The sequence below is a fragment of the Devosia lucknowensis genome (assembly GCF_900177655.1).
In the GTDB taxonomy this organism is placed as follows: Bacteria; Pseudomonadota; Alphaproteobacteria; order Rhizobiales; family Devosiaceae; genus Devosia; species Devosia lucknowensis.
Genome location: NZ_FXWK01000001.1, coordinates 2,383,711 through 2,410,519, shown reverse-complemented (window position 1 = coordinate 2,410,519; position 26,809 = coordinate 2,383,711). Strand labels below are relative to the sequence as shown.

The 26,809-nt window shown below is 62.8% G+C and carries 27 protein-coding genes; 11 read left to right on the top strand and 16 right to left on the bottom strand.

What is annotated here, in order from left to right; translation table 11 throughout:
- Positions 1-95: 95 nt before the first annotated feature.
- From mepK to CCK88_RS11835, 3 genes are all read right to left on the bottom strand, one after another.
- The gene (mepK, locus tag CCK88_RS11845; RefSeq protein ID WP_086470620.1) at positions 96-1,745 is read right to left on the bottom strand and encodes a peptidoglycan L,D-endopeptidase MepK; all 1,650 of its coding nucleotides are present in this window, start codon (positions 1,743-1,745) and stop codon (positions 96-98) included.
- Between the two features lie 202 nt (positions 1,746-1,947).
- A complete protein-coding gene (locus tag CCK88_RS11840) occupies positions 1,948-3,645 on the bottom strand; it encodes a L,D-transpeptidase family protein (RefSeq protein WP_086470619.1) in 1,698 nt (565 codons plus the stop codon).
- Between the two features lie 153 nt (positions 3,646-3,798).
- Positions 3,799-6,174, bottom strand: a complete 2,376-nt coding sequence (locus CCK88_RS11835) for a transketolase-like TK C-terminal-containing protein (protein WP_086470618.1) — start codon at positions 6,172-6,174, stop codon at positions 3,799-3,801.
- Between the two features lie 118 nt (positions 6,175-6,292).
- On the opposite strand from CCK88_RS11835, the gene CCK88_RS11830 reads away from it, so the two are divergent.
- On the top strand, positions 6,293-6,766 hold the full coding sequence (locus CCK88_RS11830; RefSeq protein WP_086470617.1) for an Lrp/AsnC family transcriptional regulator: 474 nt from the start codon (positions 6,293-6,295) through the stop codon (positions 6,764-6,766).
- A 4-nt stretch (positions 6,767-6,770) separates the two neighbouring features.
- On the opposite strand, the gene CCK88_RS11825 is transcribed toward CCK88_RS11830, so the two are convergent.
- Positions 6,771-7,469 carry a phosphoribosylanthranilate isomerase gene (locus tag CCK88_RS11825; protein ID WP_170926443.1) on the bottom strand — a complete coding sequence of 233 codons (699 nt, stop codon included), beginning with the start codon at positions 7,467-7,469 and terminating at the stop codon, positions 6,771-6,773.
- 22 nt (positions 7,470-7,491) lie between these two features.
- Complete coding sequence (locus CCK88_RS11820; protein ID WP_086470616.1) at positions 7,492-8,346, bottom strand: MurR/RpiR family transcriptional regulator; 855 nt, start codon at positions 8,344-8,346, stop codon at positions 7,492-7,494.
- Positions 8,347-8,478: 132 nt separating this feature from the next.
- On the opposite strand from CCK88_RS11820, the gene CCK88_RS11815 reads away from it, so the two are divergent.
- From CCK88_RS11815 to CCK88_RS11795, 5 genes are read left to right on the top strand one after another with little or no spacing between them, the layout of a single operon-like run.
- Positions 8,479-9,729, top strand: a complete 1,251-nt coding sequence (locus CCK88_RS11815; RefSeq protein WP_244557479.1) for an extracellular solute-binding protein — start codon at positions 8,479-8,481, stop codon at positions 9,727-9,729.
- A 57-nt stretch (positions 9,730-9,786) separates the two neighbouring features.
- Entirely contained in the window at positions 9,787-10,686 is a 900-nt protein-coding gene (locus CCK88_RS11810; RefSeq protein WP_086470614.1) for a carbohydrate ABC transporter permease, read from the top strand.
- Positions 10,687-10,689: 3 nt separating this feature from the next.
- Positions 10,690-11,526: a carbohydrate ABC transporter permease gene (locus tag CCK88_RS11805; protein ID WP_086470613.1), complete on the top strand. Its 837-nt coding sequence runs from the start codon at positions 10,690-10,692 to the stop codon at positions 11,524-11,526.
- Between the two features lie 12 nt (positions 11,527-11,538).
- A complete protein-coding gene (locus CCK88_RS11800) occupies positions 11,539-12,750 on the top strand; it encodes a trans-sulfuration enzyme family protein (RefSeq protein ID WP_086470612.1) in 1,212 nt (403 codons plus the stop codon).
- 9 nt (positions 12,751-12,759) lie between these two features.
- Entirely contained in the window at positions 12,760-13,662 is a 903-nt protein-coding gene (locus CCK88_RS11795) for a carbohydrate kinase family protein (protein WP_086470611.1), read from the top strand.
- Between the two features lie 53 nt (positions 13,663-13,715).
- Here CCK88_RS11795 and CCK88_RS11790 read toward each other — a convergent pair whose 3' ends face one another.
- From CCK88_RS11790 to CCK88_RS11780, 3 genes are all read right to left on the bottom strand, one after another.
- The gene (locus tag CCK88_RS11790) at positions 13,716-14,390 is read right to left on the bottom strand and encodes an outer membrane protein (protein ID WP_086470610.1); all 675 of its coding nucleotides are present in this window, start codon (positions 14,388-14,390) and stop codon (positions 13,716-13,718) included.
- 105 nt (positions 14,391-14,495) lie between these two features.
- Entirely contained in the window at positions 14,496-15,983 is a 1,488-nt protein-coding gene (locus tag CCK88_RS11785; RefSeq protein WP_086470609.1) for a sigma-54-dependent transcriptional regulator, read from the bottom strand.
- A 183-nt stretch (positions 15,984-16,166) separates the two neighbouring features.
- The gene (locus CCK88_RS11780; protein WP_086470608.1) at positions 16,167-16,343 is read right to left on the bottom strand and encodes a YdcH family protein; all 177 of its coding nucleotides are present in this window, start codon (positions 16,341-16,343) and stop codon (positions 16,167-16,169) included.
- Between the two features lie 152 nt (positions 16,344-16,495).
- Here CCK88_RS11780 and CCK88_RS11775 point away from each other — a divergent pair, with 152 nt between their 5' ends.
- The 3 genes from CCK88_RS11775 to CCK88_RS11765 all read left to right on the top strand — a co-directional run bounded on the left by CCK88_RS11775 (position 16,496) and on the right by CCK88_RS11765 (position 18,469).
- Entirely contained in the window at positions 16,496-16,711 is a 216-nt protein-coding gene (locus CCK88_RS11775) for a YdcH family protein (RefSeq protein WP_086470607.1), read from the top strand.
- Between the two features lie 176 nt (positions 16,712-16,887).
- Positions 16,888-17,379 (top strand): 5-(carboxyamino)imidazole ribonucleotide mutase, encoded by a 492-nt coding sequence (purE, locus tag CCK88_RS11770; RefSeq protein ID WP_086470606.1) that lies wholly within the window; start codon positions 16,888-16,890, stop codon positions 17,377-17,379.
- A gap of 4 nt (positions 17,380-17,383) precedes the next feature.
- A complete protein-coding gene (locus tag CCK88_RS11765) occupies positions 17,384-18,469 on the top strand; it encodes a 5-(carboxyamino)imidazole ribonucleotide synthase (RefSeq protein ID WP_244557478.1) in 1,086 nt (361 codons plus the stop codon).
- A gap of 56 nt (positions 18,470-18,525) precedes the next feature.
- On the opposite strand, the gene CCK88_RS11760 is transcribed toward CCK88_RS11765, so the two are convergent.
- Positions 18,526-19,218: an alpha/beta fold hydrolase gene (locus CCK88_RS11760; protein WP_086470605.1), complete on the bottom strand. Its 693-nt coding sequence runs from the start codon at positions 19,216-19,218 to the stop codon at positions 18,526-18,528.
- A 213-nt stretch (positions 19,219-19,431) separates the two neighbouring features.
- On the opposite strand from CCK88_RS11760, the gene rpsU reads away from it, so the two are divergent.
- Positions 19,432-19,662: a 30S ribosomal protein S21 gene (gene rpsU, locus CCK88_RS11755; protein WP_086470604.1), complete on the top strand. Its 231-nt coding sequence runs from the start codon at positions 19,432-19,434 to the stop codon at positions 19,660-19,662.
- A gap of 75 nt (positions 19,663-19,737) precedes the next feature.
- On the opposite strand, the gene CCK88_RS11750 is transcribed toward rpsU, so the two are convergent.
- From CCK88_RS11750 to CCK88_RS11735, 4 genes are all read right to left on the bottom strand, one after another.
- Entirely contained in the window at positions 19,738-20,937 is a 1,200-nt protein-coding gene (locus CCK88_RS11750; RefSeq protein WP_086470603.1) for a multidrug effflux MFS transporter, read from the bottom strand.
- The gene (locus tag CCK88_RS11745; RefSeq protein WP_086470602.1) at positions 20,934-21,746 is read right to left on the bottom strand and encodes an alpha/beta hydrolase; all 813 of its coding nucleotides are present in this window, start codon (positions 21,744-21,746) and stop codon (positions 20,934-20,936) included. The genes CCK88_RS11750 and CCK88_RS11745 overlap by 4 nt, the downstream gene beginning before the upstream one ends.
- 54 nt (positions 21,747-21,800) lie before the next feature.
- Positions 21,801-22,439 carry a DsbA family oxidoreductase gene (locus tag CCK88_RS11740; RefSeq protein ID WP_086470601.1) on the bottom strand — a complete coding sequence of 213 codons (639 nt, stop codon included), beginning with the start codon at positions 22,437-22,439 and terminating at the stop codon, positions 21,801-21,803.
- A 78-nt stretch (positions 22,440-22,517) separates the two neighbouring features.
- Positions 22,518-23,069, bottom strand: a complete 552-nt coding sequence (locus CCK88_RS11735; RefSeq protein WP_086470600.1) for a hypothetical protein — start codon at positions 23,067-23,069, stop codon at positions 22,518-22,520.
- 150 nt (positions 23,070-23,219) lie between these two features.
- On the opposite strand from CCK88_RS11735, the gene CCK88_RS11730 reads away from it, so the two are divergent.
- Positions 23,220-23,432 carry a SlyX family protein gene (locus CCK88_RS11730; RefSeq protein ID WP_086470599.1) on the top strand — a complete coding sequence of 71 codons (213 nt, stop codon included), beginning with the start codon at positions 23,220-23,222 and terminating at the stop codon, positions 23,430-23,432.
- Here the strand turns inward: CCK88_RS11730 and CCK88_RS11725 are convergent.
- The 3 genes from CCK88_RS11725 to CCK88_RS11715 all read right to left on the bottom strand — a co-directional run bounded on the left by CCK88_RS11725 (position 23,426) and on the right by CCK88_RS11715 (position 26,783).
- On the bottom strand, positions 23,426-24,997 hold the full coding sequence (locus tag CCK88_RS11725; protein ID WP_086470598.1) for a hypothetical protein: 1,572 nt from the start codon (positions 24,995-24,997) through the stop codon (positions 23,426-23,428). The two genes, CCK88_RS11730 and CCK88_RS11725, sit on opposite strands and share 7 nt — an antisense overlap.
- Positions 24,998-25,062: 65 nt before the next feature.
- Complete coding sequence (locus CCK88_RS11720; protein WP_086470931.1) at positions 25,063-26,466, bottom strand: NAD(P)(+) transhydrogenase (Re/Si-specific) subunit beta; 1,404 nt, start codon at positions 26,464-26,466, stop codon at positions 25,063-25,065.
- 8 nt (positions 26,467-26,474) lie between these two features.
- Complete coding sequence (locus CCK88_RS11715; RefSeq protein ID WP_086470597.1) at positions 26,475-26,783, bottom strand: proton-translocating transhydrogenase family protein; 309 nt, start codon at positions 26,781-26,783, stop codon at positions 26,475-26,477.
- Between the last annotated feature and the right edge of the window lie 26 nt (positions 26,784-26,809).

Sequence of the window (26,809 nt, the reverse complement as noted above, 5' to 3'; positions counted from 1 at the left end):
AGGGTTCGTGCTTGGCAATGGCAGCGAACCCGGCGCCCTGGGAGGGGCCGACGATCTCTCGTCGAGCATTCTGGCTTTTGCGGGGCAAAACGCCGTCAGTTGACCTGGGCGGGCGCCTGGACCGAGCGGGTAAACCGGTTGTGGACGGGGACGCTGTTGTCGGTGCCGACGCCCAGAACGGTGACGTGCCGGCCCATTTCAGGCGTCGGGTCGAAATCGGCCAAATCGCGATCAAAGATCACGGCATAGCGGTCTGATGTCAGTGACGAGGGGTCGGTGAAGATGTCTGCGACATGTTCGAGATCGGGTGCCACCAGAGCGGGCTTGCGCATGTCCGCTGGGGCGGGGCGTGCTGCCACATGCCGCGCCAGCGCTTGGGCGAGGGGTGTGGCCTTGGCGGCATCGGTGGCGCCGAAGGTATCGCTGAAAAGGCCCTGCGGAGCGGTGGACGCGCCGCCGCCGAGCGAGGCAGTGCGCATAGTGTCGGTAGACAGCTGCCGCAGCGGCGGCAATTCGGTGGATGGAAGGGGCGCGGGCGTGACGCTGGCCGTGGTGTTGTTCTGGATGATCATTTCGAGCGCGCGCTGGGCGCCCGGATCGGCGGCGGGTGCCGCAGCATAAGCGGTGAGAATGTCGGACGGCGGATCGGTCATGATGACGCGCGGCGTCGGCATGGTGGGAGCTGTCAGCGCTGCGAGCGCAGTGACCGCCGAATTTTCACGCAGGTCCGATGGCATGGAAACCGGCATGGTCACTGCGGCGACCGCGATTTCGTCGGACGTGAGTGGAGCGCTTCCGGTGGTGGAAAAGGGAATGGCGGTATTGGACACCGAGGCGACCGCAACCTCGTCACCACCGAGATCGGTAGGACGCAGCACCGGCATGACGGGCGCCACCTGGCGGGTGGGCTGAGGAGCAAGAGACGCGGTCTGGATTTGCGGCGCCGGGGCGGAAGCCGGTGCAGACTGACCGGACGACTGGTTGCCACCAAACAGCACATCCATCAGGGTGCGGCCGGAGCCGCCGGAGCTGGCGACCTGCGTGCCGGAAGACGAGCCGTTGCACGGATAGGCGTGGCAGCGCTTCCATTCGGCCATGGCGACCTGATAGCCCTCCTGCGAGAGCGGCTTGCCATCGGTGGGAAGGTGCATGGTGCGTCCGTCAGGGAAGACTTCCTGCAGCTGCGCACGGGTCATCCGCGGCCAGGCGCGAACCGACCCGGTATCGAGATGAACGAACGGACTGCTCGATGTCGGGTAGTAGCCGACGCCGCCGACCTGCTTTTTCATCGCGGTGGCGCGAAGACGTGCGAGGGGGACGCCGGGAATAAAGAAATCCATCGCCGTGCCGCGCATGTGCTGCGAGTTGTCGGCGACACCCGAGGAATTGGCGGCAAGCATGGCATTGGTCTTGGGCGAGCGATATGCCGAAACGACATTGATCGGCTGCGTGCCGCCCACTTCCTGGTAGACTTCCCAGACCAGGTCGAAAAGTCGCGGATCCATGTTGGCGGGCTCGTTCTGCCGCCAATCGCGCAGGAACTGATTGAGCTCGTTAAGGCCGGACTGAACGTACTGACCATTGCGCTTGAAGACGATCCGCGCCGTTTCCTTGGTATGGGTATAATAGAGATAGAGAGCCCGCTCGGACGCCGCCTGCACCGGCACTGCCGGAAGCAATGTTGTGATGCTCACAACCGCGGCGGCAAGAAGCCGCGCGGCACGTCGCCAAATGTTAGACCCCATAACCGTCACGCCAAACTCTGCCCGGTGGTTTTCGTCAGATGATGGTGGACGTTAGCGCTCAAATCGCACGAATTGATTAACGCTAACCAGTTGTGAACTGGCCAATAGCCCCCTCACGCCCTCGTTATTAAGGGCAAAAGCGGGCGCAACCAAGGCGAAATTGTAAAGCAGCCATTAACGGACTTGGCACGACGCTAAAGGATCAGGGAGAAAGTTCTGCCGGTGCGGTCTCGACCTCAGCGACGATGGCCGGTTCGGCATCGGTCGAAAGACCCAGCGCGCGGATGACGGCCTCGTTGTGGCCGTAGACGTCGCCATAGGCGCGGATCGTACCATCGGCGTCGACGCGCAAGGTGAAGTAGGCCAGGTGGACCGGGATCTGGGTCTGCGGGTTCACCCACTTTTCCGATGGCCCGAACATGCCCTCGAGCGAGGCGCGAGAAATGCTCGGTTCATTGGCCATCAGCGCGCCAGCGAAGGCCATGGGATCTTCGACGCGCACGCAGCCGTGGCTGAAGGCGCGGTAGGATCGGCTGAAAAGCCCCTTGGACGGCGTGTCATGCAGATAGACGTCGTGCTTGTTGGGGAAGAGAAACTTGATCTGCCCCAGGGCATTGCCGGCACCGGGGCGCTGGCGCACGCGGAACGGGAAATTTGAGGACGAGACCTGGCTCCAGTCGACCTGCCAGGGGCTCACCGGCGTGCCGTTATAGAGCAAGTCCATGTTGTGGCTGTCTGTGTAGCCCGGGTTGCGCAACACCGCTGGAGCGATCTCGCCCCGAATGATGGACGAGGGCACATTCCAGTAGGGATTGACCACGAGATGTCGGATATTGTCCGAGAAGACCGGGGTCTGGTTCTTGGTCGTGCCGACGACGACGCGGGTCGTGTATTCGGGTTGGCCGTTGCGGTCGATCCAGAGACGAAATTCGGGAATGTTGACGAAGACGTTGAAGTCGCCCAAGTCCGAGGGCATCCAGCGCCAGCGTTCCATATTGGCGATGATGTCTTCGCGGCGGGTGGCGGCGCCACCATTAAGGGCGGCGACGGTTGCCGGTCCGATGATGCCATCGACCTCGAGGCCCTGGCCTTCCTGAAAGGCTTCCACTGCAGACACAGTCAGGTCGTCGTAGAGTTGGGACGTCGAGGCGGCCAGCTTGAGACGCGCGCGGATCGCCGGCACGCGGGCGTCGGAATTACCGGGCCGCAATACCGCGCCATCGCTGATGGGGGCGGGGCGTTCGGCGCTGGACTGCTCGAAGGTGGCAAGAGCCGCCTTGAGCGCCAGGAATTCGGGGTGGGTGGGTTCGAGCTTGCCCAGCACGGCAGCCGGATCGTCGCTGGCAGCCAGTTCGGCAAGCAACGCAGCTTCGTCGATCGGCTTGGCCTTGATGTCTAGGAGCGGGCTGACGGCGAGCGGATCGAGACGACCGTTATGGATGTGGTTGGCGTAGCGCATGGTCGCGGCGGAGAAGGCCGTTTCCAGGGTCGCCAGGGCAATGCTGTCGCCGGTCAGCTTGTCGCGCGAGATCGATGGGGTCAGGTAGTCGGCCGGGTCAAGGCCCTCGGCGGCCGCCTGTTCGAACAGCGTGACGATCTTGGCGGCGGCCGGCGAGAAGACGACGCCGCCCTGGGCATTTTCAGACAGCCAGATCGGCTCGAAATGTCGTTCGCCGTAAAGAAAATAGAGCCGCTGCGCTTCCTTTTGAACTGCGGTGTCCGGGCGCGCGCCATAGTAGGCCGCGGAGAGGCCGGATTTGATGGTGCGGGCCAGGTCGCTCTTGGGCGGGGCGATGACGATGCGGCTGGTTTCGAGGCTGGCGACCGGTTGTGCGAGCGCCATTCCCACAGGAGCGGACGCCACAACGAGAGCGACCAGACTGACGAGAACCTTGTTCATCACTGCTCCTGACGGCGGCACGTTTGGACGAGGCAGGCCGAATCCGGCTGTCGGGGCCCGCCGCAGAATCTCAATACTCTGCAAACCTTAACGGGAGCAATCGATCGCAGATTCGTGAGCCTACGATGTGGCGGACCTGCAACGCTGCGCTAGTCAGCGGCTGTTTCGAGCGGCGTTTCTGGCGGCTTCTTCGATGGCCTGCGCGTCGATTTCGAAGTGGCGGTAGAGGTCGTTGACAGTGCCTGTCTGACCGAAATGCTCGACGCCCAACGCGATCGTGCGATGACCGAGGACGCTGCCCATCCACCCCAACGTCGCCGGATGGGCATCGATGGCGGTGACGAGGCCGGCATGTCGCGGCACGTCCGAAAGCAGCTTTTCGATATGGCTGGCATCGCCGTCATTGCCGTGGAGGCGCGCACGCTGGGCGGCTTGCCACCCGGCATTGAGACGGTCGGCCGACGTGACGGCCAGAACGGCGACATTGCGCCTGTCGCCACCGAGCCGCCCGGCGGCCTCGATCGCTTCGCTGGCAAGAACCCCTTGGTAGGCGATGACTACGTCGCATTCTGCCGTTGGCGGCTTCAACCAGTAGGCGCCGCGGATAATGTCGTCGGCCAGAGTCGGGTCGACGGTGCGGGGCACCTGATCGATGCTGCGCGTGGAAAGGCGCAGGTAGACCGAGCCGCCGGTGATGTCGCGCGGCCAGTCGGCCAGGTCGGGCCGGGCGTCGCCGCTTCGCTGCATATAGTCGAAGGCCCAGTCGATGATGATCGAGAGTTCGTCGGCGAAAGCGGGCTCGAAGCTGGCCAGCCCGTCCTGCGCCATGCCGATCAGGGGCGACGAAATGGATTGGTGCGCGCCACCTTCACCGGCCAGAGAAACGCCAGATGGGGTCGCCACGAGGAGGAAGCGGGCGTCCTGGTAGCAGGCATGGTTGAGCGCATCGAGGCCCCGGGCGATGAATGGATCGTAGAGCGTGCCGATGGGCAGGAGGCGCTCGCCAAACAGGGAATGGCTGAGCCCGGCAGCGCCCAGCATCAGGAACAGGTTCATTTCCGCAATGCCCAGTTCCAGATGCTGTCCGTCCGGACCGAAGCGCCACTTCTGGGTCGACGGTATGGCTTCCTTTTGGAAGAGATCGGCCATTTCGGTGGAAGCAAAGAGATTGCGGCGGTTCACCCAGGCGCCGAGGTTGGTGGAGACCGTCACGTCGGGCGAGGTCGTTACAATACGGCGGGCCAGTTCACTATCGGTCCTGGCGATGGCGTCGAGGATCTTGCCGAATGCCGCCTGCGTCGATGTCGCGCCCGAACCCACGTATTGCGGGCCGATCGTTGGGACAGGTGGCGACGTCAGGCGCCTCGAGCCAGGTCGGTTGAAGGGCACATCGGCGAGGAAGGTTTCCAGGGCATCGGCGTGGTCGAGACCTTCGAAACGCTCCCATTCGTGGCCTGCCCGAATTCGATGCGCGGACTGCAACTGGGCGATCTGCGCCGATGTCATCTGCCCGGCGTGATTGTCCTTGTGGCCGGCGAGGGGCGTGCCCCAGCCCTTGACGGTATAGGCGATAAACACAGTCGGCTGGTCGCTGCCGGCTGCCCCGAACTGCTCGAGCAGGCTTTCCACGCAATGGCCGCCGAGATTTGCCATCAGCGCGGCCAGTTCATCATCGTTGCGGCGGTTGAGGAGAGCCGAGACGTCGCCCTGGTCGCCGATTTCGTTGTCCAGCCGTTCACGCCAGGCCGGCCCGCCGCGGAACATGAGGGCGGAGTAGAGGGCATTGGGACAGCTATCGATCCAGGCCTTGAGACGCTCTCCACCGGGTTCGGCGAAGGCGGCGCGCTGCAACGCGCCATATTTCAGTGTGACGACCTTCCAGCCGAATGCGGAGAATATCGCTTCGATCCGGTCGTAGAGACCCTCGCGCACGACGCCGTCGAGGCTCTGCCTGTTGTAGTCGATGATCCACCAGCAGTTGCGCAGGCCGTGCTTCCAGCCCTCCAGGAGACACTCATAGATATTGCCTTCGTCGAGCTCGGCATCGCCGGCAAGCGCGATCATGCGGCCCTCGGACGTCTCCTTCCCGGACCAGTCCTTGGCGCGCACATAGTCCTGGATCATCGAGGCAAAGGCGGTGAAAGCAACGCCGAGGCCAACCGAGCCGGTCGAGATATCGACATCGTCAGTATCCTTGGTGCGCGACGGATAGGATTGCGCACCTCCGAAGGCCCGGAAGTCGATCAGCTTTTGCAGGCTCTGCCGCCCCATGAGGTATTGGAGGGCGTGGAACACCGGGGCGGCATGCGGCTTGACGGCCACCCGATCCTCCGGCCGCAGCACGCCGAGATAAAGCGTCGAGAGCAGTGTTGCCATGGAGGCGGAACTTGCCTGATGGCCGCCCACCTTAACGCCATCGACATTGGGTCGGATGTGGTTGGCGTGGTGCACCATCCAGCTGGCCAGCCAAAGCGACTTTCTCGTCAGCGCCTCGATGGCCTCAACCCGCCCCAAGTCCCGCTTCGCCATGGCTATCCTCCCACTTTCCAAAACGGATTTTGCCTCTTGTGAACTGGCGATTTCCGTCTAATTTCACTCCGTTTTCGTATCTCTGCGCATGTTTCCTCCACCATTCAGGTAAAATTCGATGGCATCTGCCAATTTTGACGTCAACGCCACGGACCGACGCATTCTGCGTGCGTTGCAGGAGAATGGGCGCATGACGGTGCAGGCCCTGGCGGAACGCGTCGGGCTTTCTCCCTCGCCATGTCTGAGGCGGATCCGGCAGCTCGAAGCTGCAGGGATTATCGCAGGCTATAGCGCCGTGGTGGAGCAGAAAACCGTTGGCCTGCCGGTGTCGGTTTTCGTGTCGATCAAGCTCGAGCGACAGCGCGCCAACAACCTGGACGCCTTCGGCGAGGCGATCAGGCGCTGGCCGGAAGTGATGGAATGTTACCTGATGACCGGGCAGTTCGACTTCCTGCTGCGCGTCGTGTGCGCAGATCTTGAAGCTTACGAACATTTCCTGCGCGAGAAGCTGACGCAACTTGAGGGCGTGGCATCGATCGAAAGCAGCTTCTCTCTGGGCGCGGTAAAATTTTCCCGCGCCCTGCCGCTTTGAGTTCTCAGGCCGCGCCTGTTTCCATAGCCGCAGCGCGTGCCGCTTCGACGAAGGCGGCGATCCTGGCGATGTCCTTGCGGAAACCGCCACCGGGCAGCGGCTTATTGGTGTGGGTGAGGGAGTCCACGCCCCAAGGCTGAACGGCAGCGATGGCCGGCGCGACATTTTCGGGGTTGAGGCCGCCTGCGAGAATAACGGGCCGCTTGCTGCGCGCGACGATTTCCCGGCTGATCGACCAGTCGTGCGTGACGCCGGCTGCGCCGATGCCGCCGATATGCGGCGCCACGGAATCGAGAATGAACATGTCCGAAACAGCCTCGAAAGCGGCAGCGTGGTCGAGAGCCTCCGGGCCCGTCATGGGAATAGCCTGAAGGATTTCGAGAGCCGGGAAGGCGCCCTTGAGAATATCGCGCAGCTTGCCGACCTGTCCGGGCGTCACCAGGTCGATGTCACCACAGAGATGGAGCACATCGGGGCGTACGGCACGGACCATGTCGGCAATGTCCTCGATGTCGCTCTCGACTGACAGCGCGACGCGCTTGGCCTTGCCTTCGAGTGCATCGACGATCTCGCGCGCGGTTTCGAAATCAATCTCGCCGGGAAGGCCGCGATCCGAGGGGGTGACGCCAAGATAATCGACGCCGACGGCTGCGGCCTGCAGCGCTTCTTCGACGGTTTGCATCGTATAAATCTGGACGATCACTGGGGGCCTCTTTGGCAATCAATCAAATGGATTTGGGCAGGATGGCGTTGACCATCCGCTCTTCGGTTCGCTGGGCGCTTTCGACATTGCGCGCCGCTGCCGCCACATAGAGGGCATCGACCAGCGTCAGTTGCGCGATTTGTGCCGCCATCGGCTCGCTGCCCTGCTCGTGGGAAACCGTGACCAAGACGACATCGGCGAGCCTGGCCAGCGGCGAGCGGCTGTTGCCGGTAATGCAGATGGTCGAGGCGCCGCGCGCCCGCGCTTCCTGCATCAGCAGCACGGGGTCGCTCGTGATCCCGGAATAGGAAATGGCGACGACGAGGTCGCCCGGTCCGGTCAGGCCGGCATGCATGATCTGGAGCTGGGAATCGATCGGGGCATCGCAGCGAAGGCCGAGCCGAAAACAGCGCTGGTAGAAGGCTTGCGCAACTATCCCCGAGCCGCCGACACCGCCGACCAGGATATGCCGCGCGCCGGCCATCAGATCGAGGGCGCGATTGAAGGTGGTCTTGTCGAGAACGCTCAACGTGTCGCTGAGGGCCTGCCGGTTGGCGGCAAAGACGCTGCGGACGGCGCTGAGCTCATCGGCCGGCTGCGGGTTGGCGCTGTCGACCGGGATGCCACGAGGTTCGCGGGCGAGGGCCAGCTTGAGATCGGTGAAGCCCTCGAAGCCGGCGGCGCGGCACATGCGCAGCACGGTCGTGTCGCTGACTTCGCAAGCCTGCGCGATGGCGGACATGGATTGACGAATGGCAGCCTTGGAATTGTCGAGGATCCACAGCGCTGCGCGCCGTTCGGAATCGGAGAGGGTGGGGAGCACACTCCGCAGCCGACTGACTGCCGAGCCCTCGGCAACATCTATTTCTGCGACCATGGTCCGCCCTCGGGCACATTTCATCGAAGCAAAACGCTAGCATGCACATGTTGTGGTGTCACTGTAGACATCCAATTTTTTGTGTGGCACCACTTCATGCCAGTGGCTCCGTACCACACAAGGGAGAATGTCATGAGGTTGAGAGGTCTTTTCGGCGCGGGTCTGGTCAGCTTGCTTGTTGCAATGCCTGCCGTTGCCGGTGAGTTGTCGTTCTGGCACGCCTATGCGGGCCAACAGGACAAGGTGGAATTCATCGATTTTGCGCTGGCCGAGTTTGCCAAGGCGCACCCCGATATCACCCTCGACGTGGTGGCATCCGAGCAATCGGCCTACAAGACCAAGCTCAACACCGCCATGGCCTCGGGCAACCCGCCCGACGTCTTCTACACCCTGCCCGGCGGCTTCCTCGGCGCGTTTGTCGATGGCGGGCAGATGTATGCCCTCGACGACGACCTGGCCAAGGACGGCTGGGGCGACAGCTTCCTCGAAAGCGCCCTTGCCCAGACCACGATTGATGGGCACGTCTACGCTGCACCCGTTGACGTCGACTCCGTGGTCTTCTGGTACGACAAGGGCCTGTTCGAGGAAATGGGCTGGACCGTTCCGACTACCTGGGACGAGCTGATGGCCCTTGCCGAGGAAAGCAAGTCCGCCGGTATCATCCCGTTTGCCCTGGGCAACAAGGACAGCTGGCCAGCCACGTTCTGGTTCCAGTATCTCGAAATGCGCCTCAAGGGCTCGGGTGTCGTATCCGCATTCGTCAACGGCGATGCCGATGCAACGCTGGGAGCGGAAGCGACACAGGCGTTCCAGATCGCCGCCGACGTCGCTGCCAAGGACTATTTCCCGATCGGCTTCAACGGTCTCAGCGATCAGGAAGCCAACATGCTGTTCCTCAACAGCCAGGCAGCCATGATGCTCAACGGCACCTGGCAGATCGGCGCTTCCGCCGATGCACCAGAGGGCTTTGATCTGGGCTACTTCGCGTTCCCATCCGTGCCTGATGGCGCTGGCGACCAAAGCGACGTGCTTGCCGGTGTTGCGGCAGCGTTCGGTATTTCGGAAAAGGCCGAGAACAAGGAAGACGCGGTTACGCTCGTGCGCTTCCTCACCTCGCCCGAGGTGATGAACAAGTATGTCGAGCTGCGCAAGACCATGGTCACCGTCAAGGGTGCCACCACGGAAGAGGCTGCCGGCCCCGTGCTCTACGGAATCGCCAACGACCTCATGACCGCGGCCGGGCACCTCGACCCGTTCTACGACACCGCGATGCCTCCTGCGGCGACCAACACCTACTACACTTCGCTTCAAGGCGTGCTGGACGGCTCCGTTGCCCCTGCAGACGCAGCCCAGCAGCTTGAAGCCGCGCTCAAGGCAAACTGATCGCCTTTGAGCCGCCGGTGCGGCTACGGCCGCACCGGTTTTTGACGAGGACCCCCGATGAACCGTACAACCGCACCGCAGGGCTATGCACTGCCTGCAATGCTGTTTCTGGCACCGGCCCTGATTCTGGTCGCCGTGTTCGTCGCCTACCCCATCGTCTATGCGGGCTGGCTGTCATTCTACAAATGGAACGGCGTTTCACAGCCCCTGTTCATCGGGCTCGACAACTTCATCCGTCTTGCAGGCGACGCCACCTTCTGGCTGTCGTTCGGGCGCAATATCGTCGTGGCGGGTGCAGCGCTGGTGCTGCAGGTCTTCGTCGGCCTCGCCATCGCCTATTGCCTGGTGCGCGTCGTACCGTTCGTCAGCCGGTTTTTCCTGTTCTGCTATCTCGTGCCAGTCATGGTCAGCGAGATATGCATCGGCCTGCTCTGGCGCTTTCTCTACAATCCCTATTTCGGCCTCGTGAACGGCGGGCTCAAGGCAATCGGCCTGGGTGACCTGCAGCGCGGATGGCTGGGCGAATCCGATACGGCCTTCCTCGCTGTCATCGTGGTGATGAGCTTCACCTATCTCGGGCTCTATGTGCTGCTGTTCACCGCCGCCGTGCGCAGCGTCCCGGAATCGCTCTACGAAGCCGCCGACATCGACGGCGCAGGGCATTTCATCAAATTCTTCCGCATCACCATCCCCATGGTGTGGGACGCGGTGCGCGCCAACGTGCTGCTTGCGATCATCGGGTCGCTCAAGACGTTTTCGCTGGTGTTCGTGCTCACCAATGGCGGGCCGAACCAGGCCAGCGAAGTGGTTTCGACCTATCTCTACAAGGTCGGGTTCTCGAGCTTCGAGATGGGCTACGCGGCCACGATCGGTTTTGCCCAGATGGTGCTGACGGCGCTGGGCGCCTGGATCATCTTCCGCTTTCTGCGCCGCGCAAGCGGCGGCGGCGAGGACTAGGCCATGCGCGTCGGCAGCCGTTTCACGCCCACAACTTTGATCGTGCTCGCCGTGCTGGCGCTGCATGTCGTCGTCGTCATCTTCCCGTTCCTGTGGATGGCCTACAGCACCTTCAAGACCAATCGCGAATTCATGAGATCGGTCTGGTCGTTGCCGCAGAACTGGTCATGGGACGCCTATGTGGGTGCCTGGAGCGGTGGCGCCCTGGGCGCCTATGCGCTCAACTCGCTCTGGATCATGGCTGGCGCGACGATCCTCACGGTGATCGCGGCGACGCTGGCAGGCTATGCGCTGGCCATCTACCGTCCGCGATGGATGGCCGGGGTGGAGCTGGGCCTCACCGCCGCCATGGCAATTCCCGCCTATGTCGCGCTGGTACCCCTGGTGGTGATGCTGCGCACGGCGGGGCTGCTGGACACCCATCTGGGCGTCATCCTGCCAACGGCCGCCTTCAATATTCCCGTGACGATCTTCATCATGCGGGCCTTTTTCGCAACGCTTCCCAAGGACCTGTTCGATGCCGCCCGCGTCGACGGAGCGAGCGAGTGGCGGATCTTCTATCGAGTGGCCCTGCCGATCGCGCGGCCGGCCATGTTCACCGCCGGCATCGTCAACATGATCTGGGTGTGGAACGACTTCCTGTTCCCCATGGTCTTCATCAACAATCCCGCCCGCAAGACGCTGCCCGTGGGCCTTACCGATTTCGTCGGCGAACACATCACAAATTACCCGGTGATGCTGGCCGCCATTCTCATCGCTGCAATCGCGCCCCTGGTCCTGTTCGTGATCTTCGAGCGCCAGGTGACCGCAGCCCTCCTGGGCGGCGCGGTCAAGGAATAACGGAGACGTCTCATGTCCAAGGACCTCAACAAGGATCTCAATTTCGCCAGCCAGGCGGTGTTCTACGATCCGGAAGAACATTCCCAGTCGATCAGCTACCCGATCTACATGTCGGCCAACTTCCAGTATGCCGGCGACATCTACGACCAGATCGTCGACGGCGCCCGCAAGGAAGTGAACATCTATTCGCGCTGCGGCAATCCCACCGAATACAAGCTCGAAGAGCATATCGCCAAGCTGACGGGCGGTACCGCCTGCCTCGCTACCGCTTCGGGCATGGCCGCAATCTCCCATGCGCTGTTCGGAATTCTGAAGGCTGGTGATCACCTCGTCGCCGACCTCACGACTTATTCCAGCACGCACGAATTCTTCGACCACCGTGCGCAGGATTTCGGCCTCAAGGTGAGCCTTGTCGACTGTACGGACGTCAAGGCCGTGGAAGCCGCATTCACCGACAAGACCAAGGTGCTCTATGTCGAGGCCATCGCCAACCCGACCATGAAGGTGCCTCCGCTGCGCGCTCTGGTCGAAGCGGCGCATGCGCGCGGCATCGTCGTCATTTGCGACAACACCTTCGCTTCGCCCGCCGTCTGCCGCCCGCACGACTTCGGCGTGGACGTGGTGGTGGAAAGCGCGACCAAGTTCATCGGCGGCCACAACGACGCCGTGGGCGGCGTCATCACGCTCAAGTCGGACATCCTGCCGGCCGACTGGCTGGAAGACGTGCGCTGGAACACGCTCAACAAGCTCGGCGCGCCGCTGTCGCCGTTCAATGCCTGGCTGCTGTTGCGCGGTGCGCAGACGCTGGCTCTCCGCCTTGAAAAGCAGTGCGCCAATGCCCGTGCGCTCGCTGAGCACCTCGAGAAGCATCCCAAGGTAAAGCGCGTTTTCTATCCCGGCCTGCCGTCCCATCCGAACTATGCGGCTGCCAGCGAACAGCTGCGCGACGGTGGCGCCATGCTGAGCTTCCGCGTGGACGACGAGGCCTCGGGCGTGCGGCTGCTCAAGCGCCTGCAGCTGTGTTCGTTCGCCGCAAGCCTCGGCGGCCTGCGCACCACCACGCAGATGCCCGCCACCATGGCGTTCCTTGACATTCCGAGCCAGGAACGCGAAGCGATGGGCGTGGTCGACGGACTGGTGCGTTTCTCCGTTGGCATCGAGCATATCGACGACATCATCGCCGACGTCGACCAGGCGATCGAGCAGATGCATATCGATCTCTAAAGGGGTGCCATGACCGCCGTTGTCTTGCTGGGCGACATCAATATCGACCTGCTGCTAGACGTTCCAGCCTATCCGGCGGAAGGCGGCGAGGCGATCGCCACCCGGCAGACGACCTCCCTCGGTGGTTCTGCGACGAATACGGCCATCTCGGTGGCGCGTCTCGGCTTCGATGCGCGCCTCCTCGGCCGTGTCGGGTCGGACGCCTGGGGTCGACAGGCCGTGGCCGACCTGACGGGAGCCGGCGTGGATTGCCGCTGGATCAGCACGGATGCCGTCGAGCCGACCCAACTCAACATCGTGGCAGTCACGCCCGGCGGTGAGCGCACGATGTTTGCCTATCGCGGCGCCAATGCGCAATTGGGCCCCGACCAGGTGGTTCCGGCGCTGTTCGAAGGCGCAAAGCTTCTTCACCTTTCCGGCTATGCCTTGCTGACCCGTCCGCAACTGGATGCGGCCATGGCCGCAGTCGCCATGGCGCGATCGCACAACATCCCGGTTACCCTCGATGTGCCGGCGGGTGTCGTCCGCGAGATCGCACCGGCACTGTTACCGGTGCTCGATCAGATCGACACGATCATGCTGGGTGAAGCCGACTTCGCTGGACTGGATGCCAGGGGGCCCGATGATCTGTTGCGGGCCGGGGTGCGGCGGGTGGTGGTCAAGCGTGGGCGACACGGCTCGAGCTATTATGCCAAAGCTGTTGCCGTGGACGTGCAGGGGTTCGAGGTCGATGCCGTCGATACGACGGGGGCAGGGGACGCCTTTGCCGCGGGCGTTATCCTGGGCATCCTCGAAAACGCCGATCCGCTCGCGTGCTGCAGGACTGCGAACGCCCTGGGTGCGGCGGCCGTCAGCCATGTCGGGGCGGGGCTTGCCATGCCCGGCCGGGAAGCTCTGCCGGCGGCGGTCTGAAAGGCGACAGACCTGTCAAAGCGAGGGGCCCCTGAGGGCCCCTCGGAAAAAGACTAGAACTTGTAGTTCACGCCGGCGCGGACGACCGAGAAGCGCTGTGTGACGTCGCGGGCGCCGATGCCGAGGCCGTTGTAGGCCTGGCTGCCGAGGTCGACGTAGAGGTATTCGGCCTTGAACGAGAGATTGTTCGTGGCCTGAGCTTCGAGACCCACACCGGCCGTCCAGCCGAAATGGTTGGCAGTCTGGGTAGTGGTCACGCCAGTATCGACCGTAGCCGAGCCGCGACCATAGGCGACGCCGAGCGTGGCATAGGGCATGACCTGACCGACCGGTACGCCAGCGCGGGCACGCAGGGTGCCGAACATATCGGTCTTGGCGGTGAAGGTGCCGCCGCCAATAGGCTCGGAATAGCCGATATTGGCCCATTGCAGGTCGGCTTCGCCGCCCAGGACAAAACCACCCATGTCGACATTGTAGCCGGCCTGGCCGCCCAGGGTCCAACCGCCGCTATTGTTGTTGACCTGGCCGCCCGGGTTGGCCGGCGTGATGCCCGTCGTGCCCCAGCCATAGCCGCCGCTGACACCTGCATAAAAGCCGGTCCACTGGGCCGCGCTGGTGGGCGAATACATGGGCGACGTTGCGTTGTTGTTCGCCCAGTTCAGGTCAGCTGCCTGGGCAGAGGCTGCGGCCAGCAGCAATGCCGAAAGCGCGAGGAGGGAGTGCTTCATGGTGGCCTCGTCATTAATATCTTGGCGCAAATTGCCGCCAATCCCTTAACGGGCCGGTAAGAAACAAGGTTAACGGCACAGGCGCGCGATCACATCCGCACGAGGTCAGGCGGCGTCGTTGATGAGTCCCTCGGCCATGCCGTATTCATGCAGCTTGCGATAAAGCGTCGAACGGCCGATGCCGAGCGCCCGTGCGACACGCGACATGCGCCCGCCGTGATGGGCGATGGCAAAGGCGATTGCTTCGCGTTCTATGTCGGACAGCGCACAAAGCTCTCCATCCTCGGCAAGGAAGCGGTCACGCGTGGTTGGCTCGACCGGTTCAAGGCGCGGCCGGGCTGTCGCCGCATCGATATGCACAGGCTCGCTGGGCGGCGCCTGTACCCGATCCAGGGTGCGAATGGCTTCTTCGCGGCCGGCCGCCTGGGCGACAATCTGCGGGAAATCCTGGACATCGAGAAAAGGGCCATCGGTCAGGACGACTGCCCGGTAAACGGCGTTCTCGAGCTGGCGCACGTTGCCTGGCCAGTCGTAGCCGTTCAGCAGATCCATGACGGCCGGCGAAGCGCCGAGAATGCGCTTTGCGGCTTCGGCGGAAAAGCGGGCAATGAAATGGTCGACGAGGGTGGCAAGATCTTCGCGCCGTTCGCGCAGCGGCGGCACATAGATGGGGAAGACGTTGAGACGGTAGAACAGGTCCTCACGGAACTCGCCGGACTTGGCGAGATTGAGCAGCCGTCGATTGGTGGCAGAGATCAGACGGACGTTCACCTTTTCGGGACGGCTTGCCCCAACGGGCTCGATCTCGCCTTCCTGGAGGACGCGCAGAAGCTTGACCTGGGTGTCGAGCGGCAGTTCGCCCACCTCATCGAGGAACAGCGTGCCGCCATTGGCCTCGGCGAACTTTCCGGCCTGATCGGCATAGGCGCCGGTGAAGGCTCCCTTCTTGTGGCCGAAGAGGACCGACTCGACCAGGTTCGGCGGAATAGCGCCGCAGTTGACGGTGACGAACGGCCTTCCGGCGCGGTCGCCGGTGCCCTGGATGATGCGCGCGACCAATTCCTTGCCGACGCCGGTTTCGCCCTCGATCAGAACAGGAATGGTGCTCTTGGTGGCCTTCGCGCAAAGCGCGATGACCCGCGCCATGCTCGGCGCTGTGGCAATCATGTCGCGCCGGGTGAAAGTACCGGACTTGCGCGCATGCTCGGCGCGGATCGCCGCTTCCAAAGCATCGAGCTTCATGGCGTTGCGCAGGGAGATGATCAGGCGTTCAGGAGCCACGGGTTTGACGAAATAGTCGGCCGCACCCTGCCGCATGGCGGTGATGACTGTTTCGAGTGAAGCATTGGCGGTCTGGATTATCACCGGCGTGGTGATTCCCTCGCGGCGCATCGCTTCCATCACGCCCATGCCGTCGAGATCGGGCATCACAAGATCGAGGATCATGGCGCCCAGCTGCGGATCGTCGCGCAGGATGGCGAGTGCCTGTTCGCCACCGGTGGCCGTGATGGGCTTGAAGCCGGCGCGGTTGGCGATCTCCGCCGTCAGCCGCAATTGCACCGGATCATCGTCGACCACCAAAACGCGCGTCATCTTCACCCCAGATCAAGTCATCGACACGAATCGTGATGTGCCGTTTTGGGAAAGACGATGCCGACCGCTCCTTAAGAGGATGTTAAGCCTAATGAATTTTTCGCTGCGACGGAGGCAGCGGCAATGAAAAAGGGCCGCGGCATTTGCCGTGACCCTCCAGACGCGTTCAGTGTGTATCAGCGCTTACTGCCGCGTTGCGCCTTGAAGTTTGTAGAGTTCGTCCTTCACTTCGAGTTTTTTGCGCTTGAGCGCCGATACCATCAGATCATCGGTTTGCCGACTTTGCATTTCCGACTGGATCCTGCGGTCCAGTTCCTGATGGCGCCGTTCAAGCGCCGCGATGTGGCCTTCAGTCGTCATGACAACTCCTTAAGCGTGGTGGACAGAGGGATCGTCACAAATATTTCACGCTTTGTCGACGCCGTTCGGCCACGCCCTGAAATTCAGATGCAAAACTCACTGTGATCGGTTAACCAAGGGATATGATCGATGCCTGAACATGCCGGTATCCCATGCTGCACCTCGACAAGGAACAGGAAGCTCAACTGGGGCTCGAACTGGCCACCAAACGCCAGGAACACTCGGATCTTGACGCTGCCATCCACACATTGACCCAATCGCAGATGGCCGACCGGATGCTGATCCAGCGCCTCAAGAAGCGTAAGCTTTCGCTCAAGGATCGCATCGTGCAACTCGAGAACATTCTCCTTCCCGACATCATCGCCTAGGCACCACCGGCGCCTTGAGTTGTGGCAGGATTTGGGCTAGAGCGCCTGACGATCCGATGAAATCGAATCGTGCGCTCTAGTTTTGGTTTCGCATCGGATAGCCCCGAAAACCACCTAGCATTTTCGGGTCCGATGCTTGGGTTTCGCGCTTTGCGGAGCGGCACGGGGGAATCGCCATGCTCAAGCCACCGGTCGCCATCGTCATGGGAAGCCAATCGGACTGGCCCACAATGCGGCTGGCCGCCGAAACCCTCGAAAATCTCGAAGTCGAGTACGAGGCGCGGATCGTGTCTGCGCACCGTACGCCCGAGCGCATGGTGGATTTCGCCACCAATGCTCGGGCCGAAGGGATCAAGGTGATCATCGCAGGCGCCGGCGGCGCCGCGCATCTGCCCGGCATGATCGCGGCAATGACGACCTTGCCCGTGTTTGGCGTGCCGGTACGCTCAAAGGCGCTGAGCGGCATGGACAGCCTCTATTCCATCGTCCAGATGCCTGGCGGCATTCCGGTCGGGACGCTGGCAATCGGCGAGCCGGGCGCCATCAACGCTGCCCTCCTGGCCGCGTCCGTCCTGGCGCTCAGCGACGAGGATCTCGCCGAGCGGCTCGAAGCCCATCGCGACCGCCAGACGCAGTCCGTGCCCCAGTTTCCCTCCGACAACGAGTAGCGCCTTGAACGATACCACCACTATCCTTGCCCCCGGCTCGACCATCGGTATCCTGGGTGGGGGGCAGCTGGGGCGCATGCTGGCATTGGCTGCCGCAAAACTTGGGCTGAAGAGCCATATCTACTGTCCGGATCCGCAAAGCCCGGCTTTCGACGTGACCCCGCTCAAGACCGTCGCTGCCTATGATGATGTGGCGGCGCTTCGTGCCTTCGTCGCTGAGGTCGACGTCATCACCTACGAATTCGAGAACGTCCCTGCCGCGACGGCGGACGTCCTCGCCGCACTCAAGCCGCTGCGTCCGGGCGCCAGGGCCCTGGCCATTTCCCAGGACCGGCTGGAGGAGAAAGGCTTTCTGGCCTCCAAGAATATTCCTGTGGCGCCGTACCGCGCCGTCCACGGCCTCGATGATCTCGAGGCCGCGGTGGCCGAGCTCGGGCTACCGGCCGTTCTCAAGACCACGCGGCTTGGATACGACGGCAAGGGTCAGCGCGTCCTGCGAGCGCCCGGGGAGGCCGCAGAGGCCTTTACGGAACTGAAGCCGCATCCACTGGTGCTCGAAGGTTTTGTGCCCTTCGAGAAGGAAATCTCCGTCGTGGTTGCCCGCGGGCTCGACGGCACGGTGCGTGCGTTCGATGCCGCCGAGAACGTCCACCGCCACCATATTCTCCATACCTCGACGGTGCCCGCTGCGGTGCCGCCTGGTGTCGAGAAGCATGCCGCCATGCTGGCCAAGGTTATCGTGGTGGCGCTCGATTATGTGGGCGTGCTCGGCGTCGAGTTCTTCGTCATTGGCGGCGAGCGGCCGAGCCTGGTTGTCAACGAAATTGCGCCGCGCGTGCACAATTCGGGTCACTGGACCGAGGCGGTGTGCCTGACAGACCAGTTCGAGCAACATATTCGTGCCATTGCCGGCTGGCCCCTGGGTGACCCGCGGCGCATGGCCGATGTGGTGATGCAGAACCTCGTCGGCGATGAAGTCGATATGGTGCCAGGCGGTCTCGACGGGGACACGCAGCCGCATCTTTACGGGAAGACGGAGGCCCGGCCGGGCCGCAAGATGGGACACATCAACAGGATCGTGCGGGGCTGAAGGCGGGTCGGCCTACAGCCGACCTTTCCCCAGCGGGGAGGTAAAAAGCAAGTCTTTCAGCGCGCCAGCCAATGCCGCATTGCCTGCACGACCGGCCCCGGATTTTCCATGGTCGGCAGATGCGCAGCGTCTGGGAACGTCACCAGTTCGGCTCCGGGAATATGTGCTGCCATTTCCTGTGCGAGTTCGGGTGGTGTCATCTTGTCGAGGGCGCCGACGCCGACCATGGTCGGCACGTCAATCGCGGCCAAATGTGGCAGGGAATCCACGCGACCCATTATGGCCTTCTGCTGGCGGACATAAACCTCGCCACCGACGCGCTCGGACATCGCCTGAACCTCGTCTGCCAGCGGCGTGCCCAGATGATGGGGCGCCACCAGTTGACCCAGGAGACCGCGGGACACGCCGATGAATTTGCCCTGCTCGATCATGTCTATGCCCTTGCGGCGCGTTTCGCGGCGTTCCTCGGTATCGGCTCGTGCCGAGGTGTCGAGCAGGGCCAGATGGGTGACGCGTTCGGGGGCCTGCCGCATGATTTCCAGCGCGACATAGCCGCCCATCGATAGGCCCGCCAGGGCGAAACGCTGTGGTGCTGCTGCCAGTGTCCGGCTTGCCATGGCTGCGATGGTGTCATCGAGCCTGAGGTCGGCCACCATGGGCGCCACGGTATCGGCGAGGCCGTCGATCACGTCGCGCCATAGCCGCGCATCGCAGATGAGCCCGGGCAGGAACACGATTGGCTTGTGCATGGGTCTCTCCGATAGTGGTGGAAAAGGCCTACAGGGACGCAGCAAAACCCACAAGATGCCAGCATTTTTCATGGAGCAATGTGTGGACAGGCACTGATTGATAAGCTATAGAGCCCGCCACGGTGACCGGCATAGCTGGTCGGCGGCGTGGTTTTTATGGCCCTGTCGCTCCCATCCAAACAATTTGCATAGCTCTGAAAGGGCGGTTGACCTTTGCAAGTAGTCGTTCGCGATAACAATGTTGACCAGGCGCTGCGCGCACTGAAGAAGAAGCTGCAGCGCGAAGGCGTCTTCCGCGAAATGAAGCTGCGCAACTATTACGAGAAGCCCTCTGAGAAGAAGGCTCGCCAGAAGGCCGAGGCCGTTCGTCGCGCCCGCAAGCTGGCTCGCAAGCGCGCTCAGCGCGAAGGCGGTATCGTTGCTGCGCCGGGTCGTCCGAGCTAAGACGATCTCCTGATCGCAAGAGATTTCAAACGCCGGCCCGAACAGGGGCGGCGTTTTTGTTTTCTGCAATGCCGATCAGGGCCGGCGCCGGCGGTCCAGGGTGGCAACGCCTATTGTCAGCAGGGCAATCACGGGTAGCTGGATGACCAGCGCCGTGCGGGCGTCGGGGAACAGGGTGCCCGCTGCCAGTGATCCTACAAAACCGCCGCCGACCTGGAAGAAACCGGTCAATGCGCCTGCTGCCCCGGCGATAGCGCCGAAGCCGGCCATGGCCGCGGCCGTAGCGCTCGGGCTGATGAAGGCTATTCCGAACATCCAGATGCCCACCGGAGCCATGATGGCAACCACTGATGCCGGGAAGAAAAGCGGCAGGGTAGCGAAGCCCAGTCCGCTGGCAGCGAAGGCCACGAGGGCGATAGACACGAGGCGTGTGCCGAGGACACGCCTGGCGAGGTAGCCGGCGGCCAGGTTGCCCAGGATAAAGCTCACCGTCTGTCCCAGCATGGCCATTGCAAACTGGAATGGCGTGAGGCCCATGTCATCGATGAAGATAAAGGGCAGAAGCGCGGTAAAACCGTGAAAGCCCGAAAAGGCCAGCCCCAGCAGCAGCGAGGGGAACAAGAAGTCCGGCGACGACAGCAAGAGACGGTAGTTGCTGAAGACGATCGAGGGACTAAACGGCACCCTTGCCTCGGGCGGCAGAGTCTCCCGGGCTCCCCAGGTCAGCAGTGCCAAAATGGCGAGCCCGAAGCCTGCCATGACCACGAACATGTAGTGCCAAGTGCCCGCGAGCAGGATGACGCTGCCCAGCGTCGGAGCCACGGCCGGGGTAACGGTCAGGATCAGGTTGATGAGCGTCAGGATACGGATAGCCTCGCTACCGACGAACTGGTCGCGCACCATGGCCCGTGAGAGAGCAACGCCTGCCGATACGCCAAAACCCTGCACGAAGCGCCCGAGAAACAGCACTTCAAGGCTCGGAGCGACTGCTGCGATCAGGCTGCCGAGAACATAGATGGCGAAAAAGGCCAGTCCTACGGCGCGGCGGCCGAAACGATCCGAGAGCGGCCCGCAGATGAGCTGCGCCATCGCGAAGGCGGCAAAATAAACCGTCAACGTCAGCTTGCCGGCAGCATCGGTCGTCCCGAAGTCGCCGACGATGGTTGGCAGGGCCGGTGAATAGAGCGTGAGGCTCAGCGGGCCGGTCGCGACCATGAGCCCGCCGATGATGGCGGTGCGCCTAGGCGACATGCCCAGCGGGCGGCGTGGTTTCACCGGGACAGGGCTCTTTCAAAGAAGGCAACGGCGTGGGTCCAGATGCCCGCGGCCCAAAGGTCGGAATGGTCCGCACCTTCGACGATCCATAGCTCGTCCGGATTGGGGGCGAGTGCATAGAGGCGTTCGCCATTGGACACGCCGATGGTGCGATCGGCGGTGCCGTGGGCCACCAGCACAGGTTCTGCGACATCCTTGATCCAGAGATCGTTCCGGAACTGGTCCTGCATCACGAGGCCAACGGGCAGGATGGGATAGCGTTCGGCGGCGACCGTGACTGCGGAAAGAAAGGGAGTCTCGAGCAAGAGGGCGGCGGCGTCGCGCTGGCTGGCGACGTAAGTGGCGGGACCCGAGCCGAGTGACCGCCCCCAGATCAGGATCGGGGCATCCGTGCGGGCGCGCAGCCAGTCGAAGGCCGCCAGGGCGTCGTCGAGGATCCCGGCCTCGGAAATTTCGCCGGGCGAAGCGGGAAAACCTCGGTAATCGAAGGCCAGGAAACCGTAGCCGGCCGCCGCGAACTGTTCGTAGCGCTCGTGCTCTTCAGAAAAGCTCTTGGAGTTGCCCTTGTAATAGAGGATCACCGGCATGCCTTCGCGCGGCGGCTGATACCAGCCATTGACCACCGAGGCGTCGCTGTCGATCGCCACATCCTCAGCGCCGGTCAACAGGGTGTCGGCCAGCGAAAAGACTGGCCCCTGCGCGCTGTACTGCAAGGCACGTTGATTGACATACATATATGCAACCACGCCAGCATAGCCCAGGACGACAAGCACGAGCAGGGTAATAAGCAGGCGACGGAGCAGTTTCACGAGCGAATCCAAGTCTGGAGTGTTGGGCTGTTATAGCAGCCTGCTGCCGTCCCGTCAGAGCTCGGAAATGGTCTTCTCGAGTGCCTGCTTGAACACCTCATCCGGCTGGGCGCCAGACAGGGCATATTTCTCGGCGAACACGAAGAACGGTACGCCGCGAATACCCTGCTGAGCTGCGCTGCTTGCCAGCTGTGCGGTGGTCGCCAGTTCGTTTTCGTCATTGATGGCATCGAGCGCGTCGCCGCGATCCCAACCGAAATCGGCAGCGATATCGACCAGCACGTTGTCGTCGTTGATCTGGCGGTGTTCCAGGAAATAGGCCTCAGCAATGGCGTTGGCCAGTTCGTGCTGATTGCCGTTGGCCTTGGAAAGTCGGGTCAATGTGTGTGCCTTCGCCGTGTTGAACATGCGGGGCTGCTGGCTGAGGTCAAGCGTGACGCCGGCTTTGGCCGCCTCGCTTTCAACCCGGGCCCACATCTCGCTCGGGTCACGGCCGTATTTTTCGCGGAGCATGCTGCCTACGTCGACGCCTTCGGGTGGCACGTTGGGGTCGAGGTAGAAGGGATGGTTCTCGATCTCGACGTCGACATCGTCGGGTAAGTTGGCGATAGCCCGATCCAGCCGCGCTGAACCAACGAGGCACCATGGGCAGACAACATCGGTAAAGACGTCGATCTTGAGCAGCTTGGGCATCGGTCACTCCAAAACAAAACCTGCCGTCCAGATGGCGCTCCGGGCGGCAGGTGGCAAGAGGGTACCTGGAAGTAACCGTCAGGCGGCAGGCGGGGTATTCTGCGTCTGGAGCAGTGCGAAGGGCGGGGCATAGGCGGCAATCGCAAGGCCCATAGCAGCGCTAAGGCCGATCACGGCAAATGTGGGGGTAAGGAGCCAGGCCGCCATCGGCGAAACTTTGCCGGCGCGGATCATCGTCGCGGCGGCGACCAGAAGAACAGCAGTGCAGGTCAGCGCGATCTGTACGGTGTCGAGGTAGGGCGTGATGAACGGAAGGGCCATGTACACGGCGCCGAGTGCCAGGATCCACAGCCGGGCGCTTGCCGAGGCATTGCGTTGCGTGACGCTCCAATAGGCGGCTCCGATCAGCGCGAGCTGCAGCAGATGCGTTGCTGCGCCAGTCCAGGCCGGGAGGCCGAATGGCGTGAAAAAGAGCGGCAGCATGCCGGCCGCCTCGGCAGCAAGATGCAGGATGCCGAACAGACCCAGTGGCAGCGTCGAAAATACCAGCAGCAAACGCGCCGACGACCACGACCGGGTGGTGGGGCGCTCATTGTCTTGAGCCGAATGAAACAGTGCTGTGGTGGCCATTTTCAGCGGCTCCCATTGACGGATCGTGTCGAATCAATGTGCCGAGCGCACAAAGAGTTCCGCTTACGTCAATGCGAAGCACCGCACCGTCGACCTTGCGATGTGGCCAAGTCCGGCCTATTCCGGGGCTCTTGCGCAGGAGAAACGAGCATGTCCGAGGCCGATCACAATGAACGGATAGACGCGCTGGAGACGCGCATCGCGTTCCAGGATCAGACGATCGAAGAGCTCAATGCGGCGCTGACCCAGCAGTGGAAAACCATCGATCTTCTCAGCAAGAAGCTGTCAGCGATGGAAGAACAGGTGCGCTCGGGAAGTTATATCGCGGACCCGTCCACGGATAAGCCGCCGCCGCACTATTGATCGCTGCTGCGCTCCAAGCCGACCGCTTTTCGAAACGCGCGCAGATGCGCGGCAGGAGGATCGCCGTCCTGCGCCGTGTCGGTCCAGTACCAGTTGTGCGTGAAAACCCGCCATCCCAAACGGCCCCAGGTGATTTCGACATTGATGTCGGCAATGCCCGGGCCGAAGCGGTCGCTTCCCGCCAGTGGGCCGGAAATGGCATCGCCAAGTAGAAACAGCGGGGAATCGACACGATCGAAAATGTTGGTCCAGCGGACCGCGGAAAACACCGCCGCGTGATGGGCGGCCATCCCCTTTTGCGGGTCCTCGTAGAGCGCCCCTCGGGTTTCGTCATAGGGCTGGGGCGGGGCGGTAGGCAGGACGCGTTCGGTCTTCATGCGCGTGAAATCGTCATGCCCGTCGGTCACGAGGAATTCCGCACTCGAAAGGGGCGAACCGAGGGTGATGAGGTCCGATATCTTCCAGCCCGAGTAAGCGCTGTCGCCGGTCCCGGGCTTTTGCCCACTGAGGCTGCGGAACAAGCGCCACTGCAAGCGCTGATACCTGCCAACCTCATCGACCGACCATACATCCTTGGGCGCACACCGCACGAAGGCGTCGAGTTCGCCAAAGGCTTCGATGGCTTCCGATGTAGGCGGATTGTCCTTGGTGGGGCCGACCTCGCGCCAGAGAATATGGAGGAGGTCGTAAGCTAGTACCGAGCCCAGCGAGTGGGCGATGATCACAACCCGATCGTATTCCGGGTCATTGTGAAGTGCTTTGAGCAGAGCAAGGCCGCGGTTTCGAACACCCTGACGGCTCTGCACCGTTTCGGTCTGCGCCGAAAGGTAGCTCGCGGCGTCGCCAAAGTAGGGCAGTAACAGCGTGCTCGCCAGGTAGGCCAAGGTGCCCAGCAGCATGAGGTTGAAGACGTGGAAGTTCCAGCCGAAGCTGTCGAGGATGCCGATCGCGATGACGAGGACCAGGCCACGACGGGGCAGGGCCCTGAGGAAGCCCATGGGGCGGAGGAATTTGGGCAAGAGGATCAGCAGGAGACCGGCGAGGCTGATCAACTGGCCGCGGCGTGCTTCGGGCGCAAACACATAGTGGTCGTACCAATTGACGTCGAAGAGCTGCGGAAACGCCAGAATGGCCAAAAGTGCGCTGATGGCGGACAGAACGGTTAGCGCCCAGAAGAAGCGCCAAGGCCATCGCATGTGCTTTGGAACATAGGCCGGGTCTACCCAGAGCAGCCGCTTGATCCAGCGCCACAGATTGCGCAGTGGCGTCGCGTTGAGCAGGTCGGCGTAGTAGAGCTCGAAGAAGTCGCTGCGGCGCCCGTTGTGCTCGGGCGTGGTAATGCGCTGGAGCTCATAGAGTCCGCTCTTGTCGTCGGGCACGATCCAGATAGGGCGGGGACGCGGGTGGTCTTCGCCTGGCGTGTCGAGCTCGGGATTGTCCTGCCAGAGCGCGCGTACGAAGTCGCGGATGGTGCCCATCGGTCGCTGCTCGCCCTGACCATGGACGATCACGATTGCCTGGCGCTTGATGGAACCTGCAGGGTCTTCCGTTGGCGCGCTCACCATGCTGATGCTCTCCTCAAAAAAGACAAGGCCCGCCGAGGCGGGCCTTGCGATTACGGGTGCGGACTTCAGTGGCCAAGTGCCTTGACGATGTCCTCGGTCATCTTCTTGGCGTCGCCGAACAGCATCATGGTGTTGTCGCGGTAGAACAGCTCGTTCTGAACGCCGGCATAACCGGCCGCCATGCCGCGTTTGATGAAGAGCACAGTTCCAGCGTCTTCGACATTGAGAACCGGCATGCCATAGATCGGCGAGGTCTTGTCGGTCTTGGCCGCCGGGTTGGTCACGTCGTTGGCGCCGATCACGAAGGCAACGTCGGACTGTGCAAACTCGGAATTGATGTCTTCCAGTTCGAACACTTCGTCATAGGGCACATTGGCTTCGGCCAGCAGTACGTTCATGTGCCCGGGCATGCGGCCTGCCACCGGATGGATGGCATATTTGACGGTGACGCCCTCCTTCTTGAGAAGGTCGGCCATTTCGCGCAGGGCGTGCTGGGCCTGGGCAACGGCCATGCCGTAGCCGGGGACGATGATGACCTTGCCGGCATTCTTCATCAGGAAGGCCGCGTCGTCGGCAGCGCCCTGCTTGACCGGGCGGTCATCTTCGCCCGCCGCTGCCGCCGCAGAACTGTCACCGCCAAAGCCACCCAGGATCACCGAGATGAACGAGCGGTTCATCGCCTTGCACATGATGTAGCTGAGGATGGCGCCCGAGGAGCCAACCAGCGCGCCGGTGATGATCAGCGCCGTATTGCCCAGCGTAAAGCCGATGCCGGCCGCGGCCCAGCCCGAATAGGAATTGAGCATCGAGACGACCACCGGCATGTCGGCGCCGCCGATGGGGATGATCATCAGGCCGCCCAGGATCAGGGCAAGCACGGTGATGGCCCAGAACATCCAGGCATGGCCGGTCATGGCGAACGCGATGACCAGGAGCACAATGGCCACGCCCATGGCGATATGGATGAGGTGGCGTGACGGCAGGATGATCGGCTTGCCGCTCATGTTGCCATTGAGCTTGGCAAAGGCGATGACGGAGCCGGTGAAGGTGAAGGCGCCGATGGCGGTGCCGATCGACATTTCCACGAGCGCCTGGGCGTGGATGTGCCCCAGCGATCCGATGCCGAAAGCTTCCGGGGCGTAGAGCGCGGCTGCGGCGACGAAGACCGCTGCGAGGCCGACCAGCGAGTGGAAGGCGGCAACCAGCTGCGGCATGTCGGTCATCTTGACGGTGCGGGCCATATAGGCGCCGATGCCGCCGCCGAGGCCGAGTCCGCCGATGATCAGCAGCCAGCTGAGCCAGTCGCTCGGTGCCGCCACGGCCAGCGTGGTGACAACGGCAATGCCCATGCCGATCATGCCGAACAGATTGCCCTGGCGCGCCGAAGACGGATGCGACAGCCCACGCAGGGCCAGAATGAACAGCACGCCGGAGACCAGGTAGAGCAGGGCGGCGATATTTGCGTCGATCATTTCGATCAGCCCTTCTTCTTGTACATGGCCAGCATGCGCTGGGTCACAAGGAAGCCGCCGAAGATGTTCACGCTTGCAAAAACCAGGGCAATGAAGCCGAACAGCTTGGATACCCAGCTCGCGTCATGCGCCAGATGCACGCCAACAGCGAGCAGGGCGCCGACGACGATCACGGACGAGATGGCGTTGGTCACACTCATCAGGGGTGTGTGCAGGGCGGGCGTGACGCTCCAGACGACGAAATAGCCCACGAAGATCGCCAAGACGAAAATGGCGAGGCGGAAGGTGAACGGGTCGATCGCTTCCATTTTCATTACTCTCCCTTGGGGGCCGCGGGCTT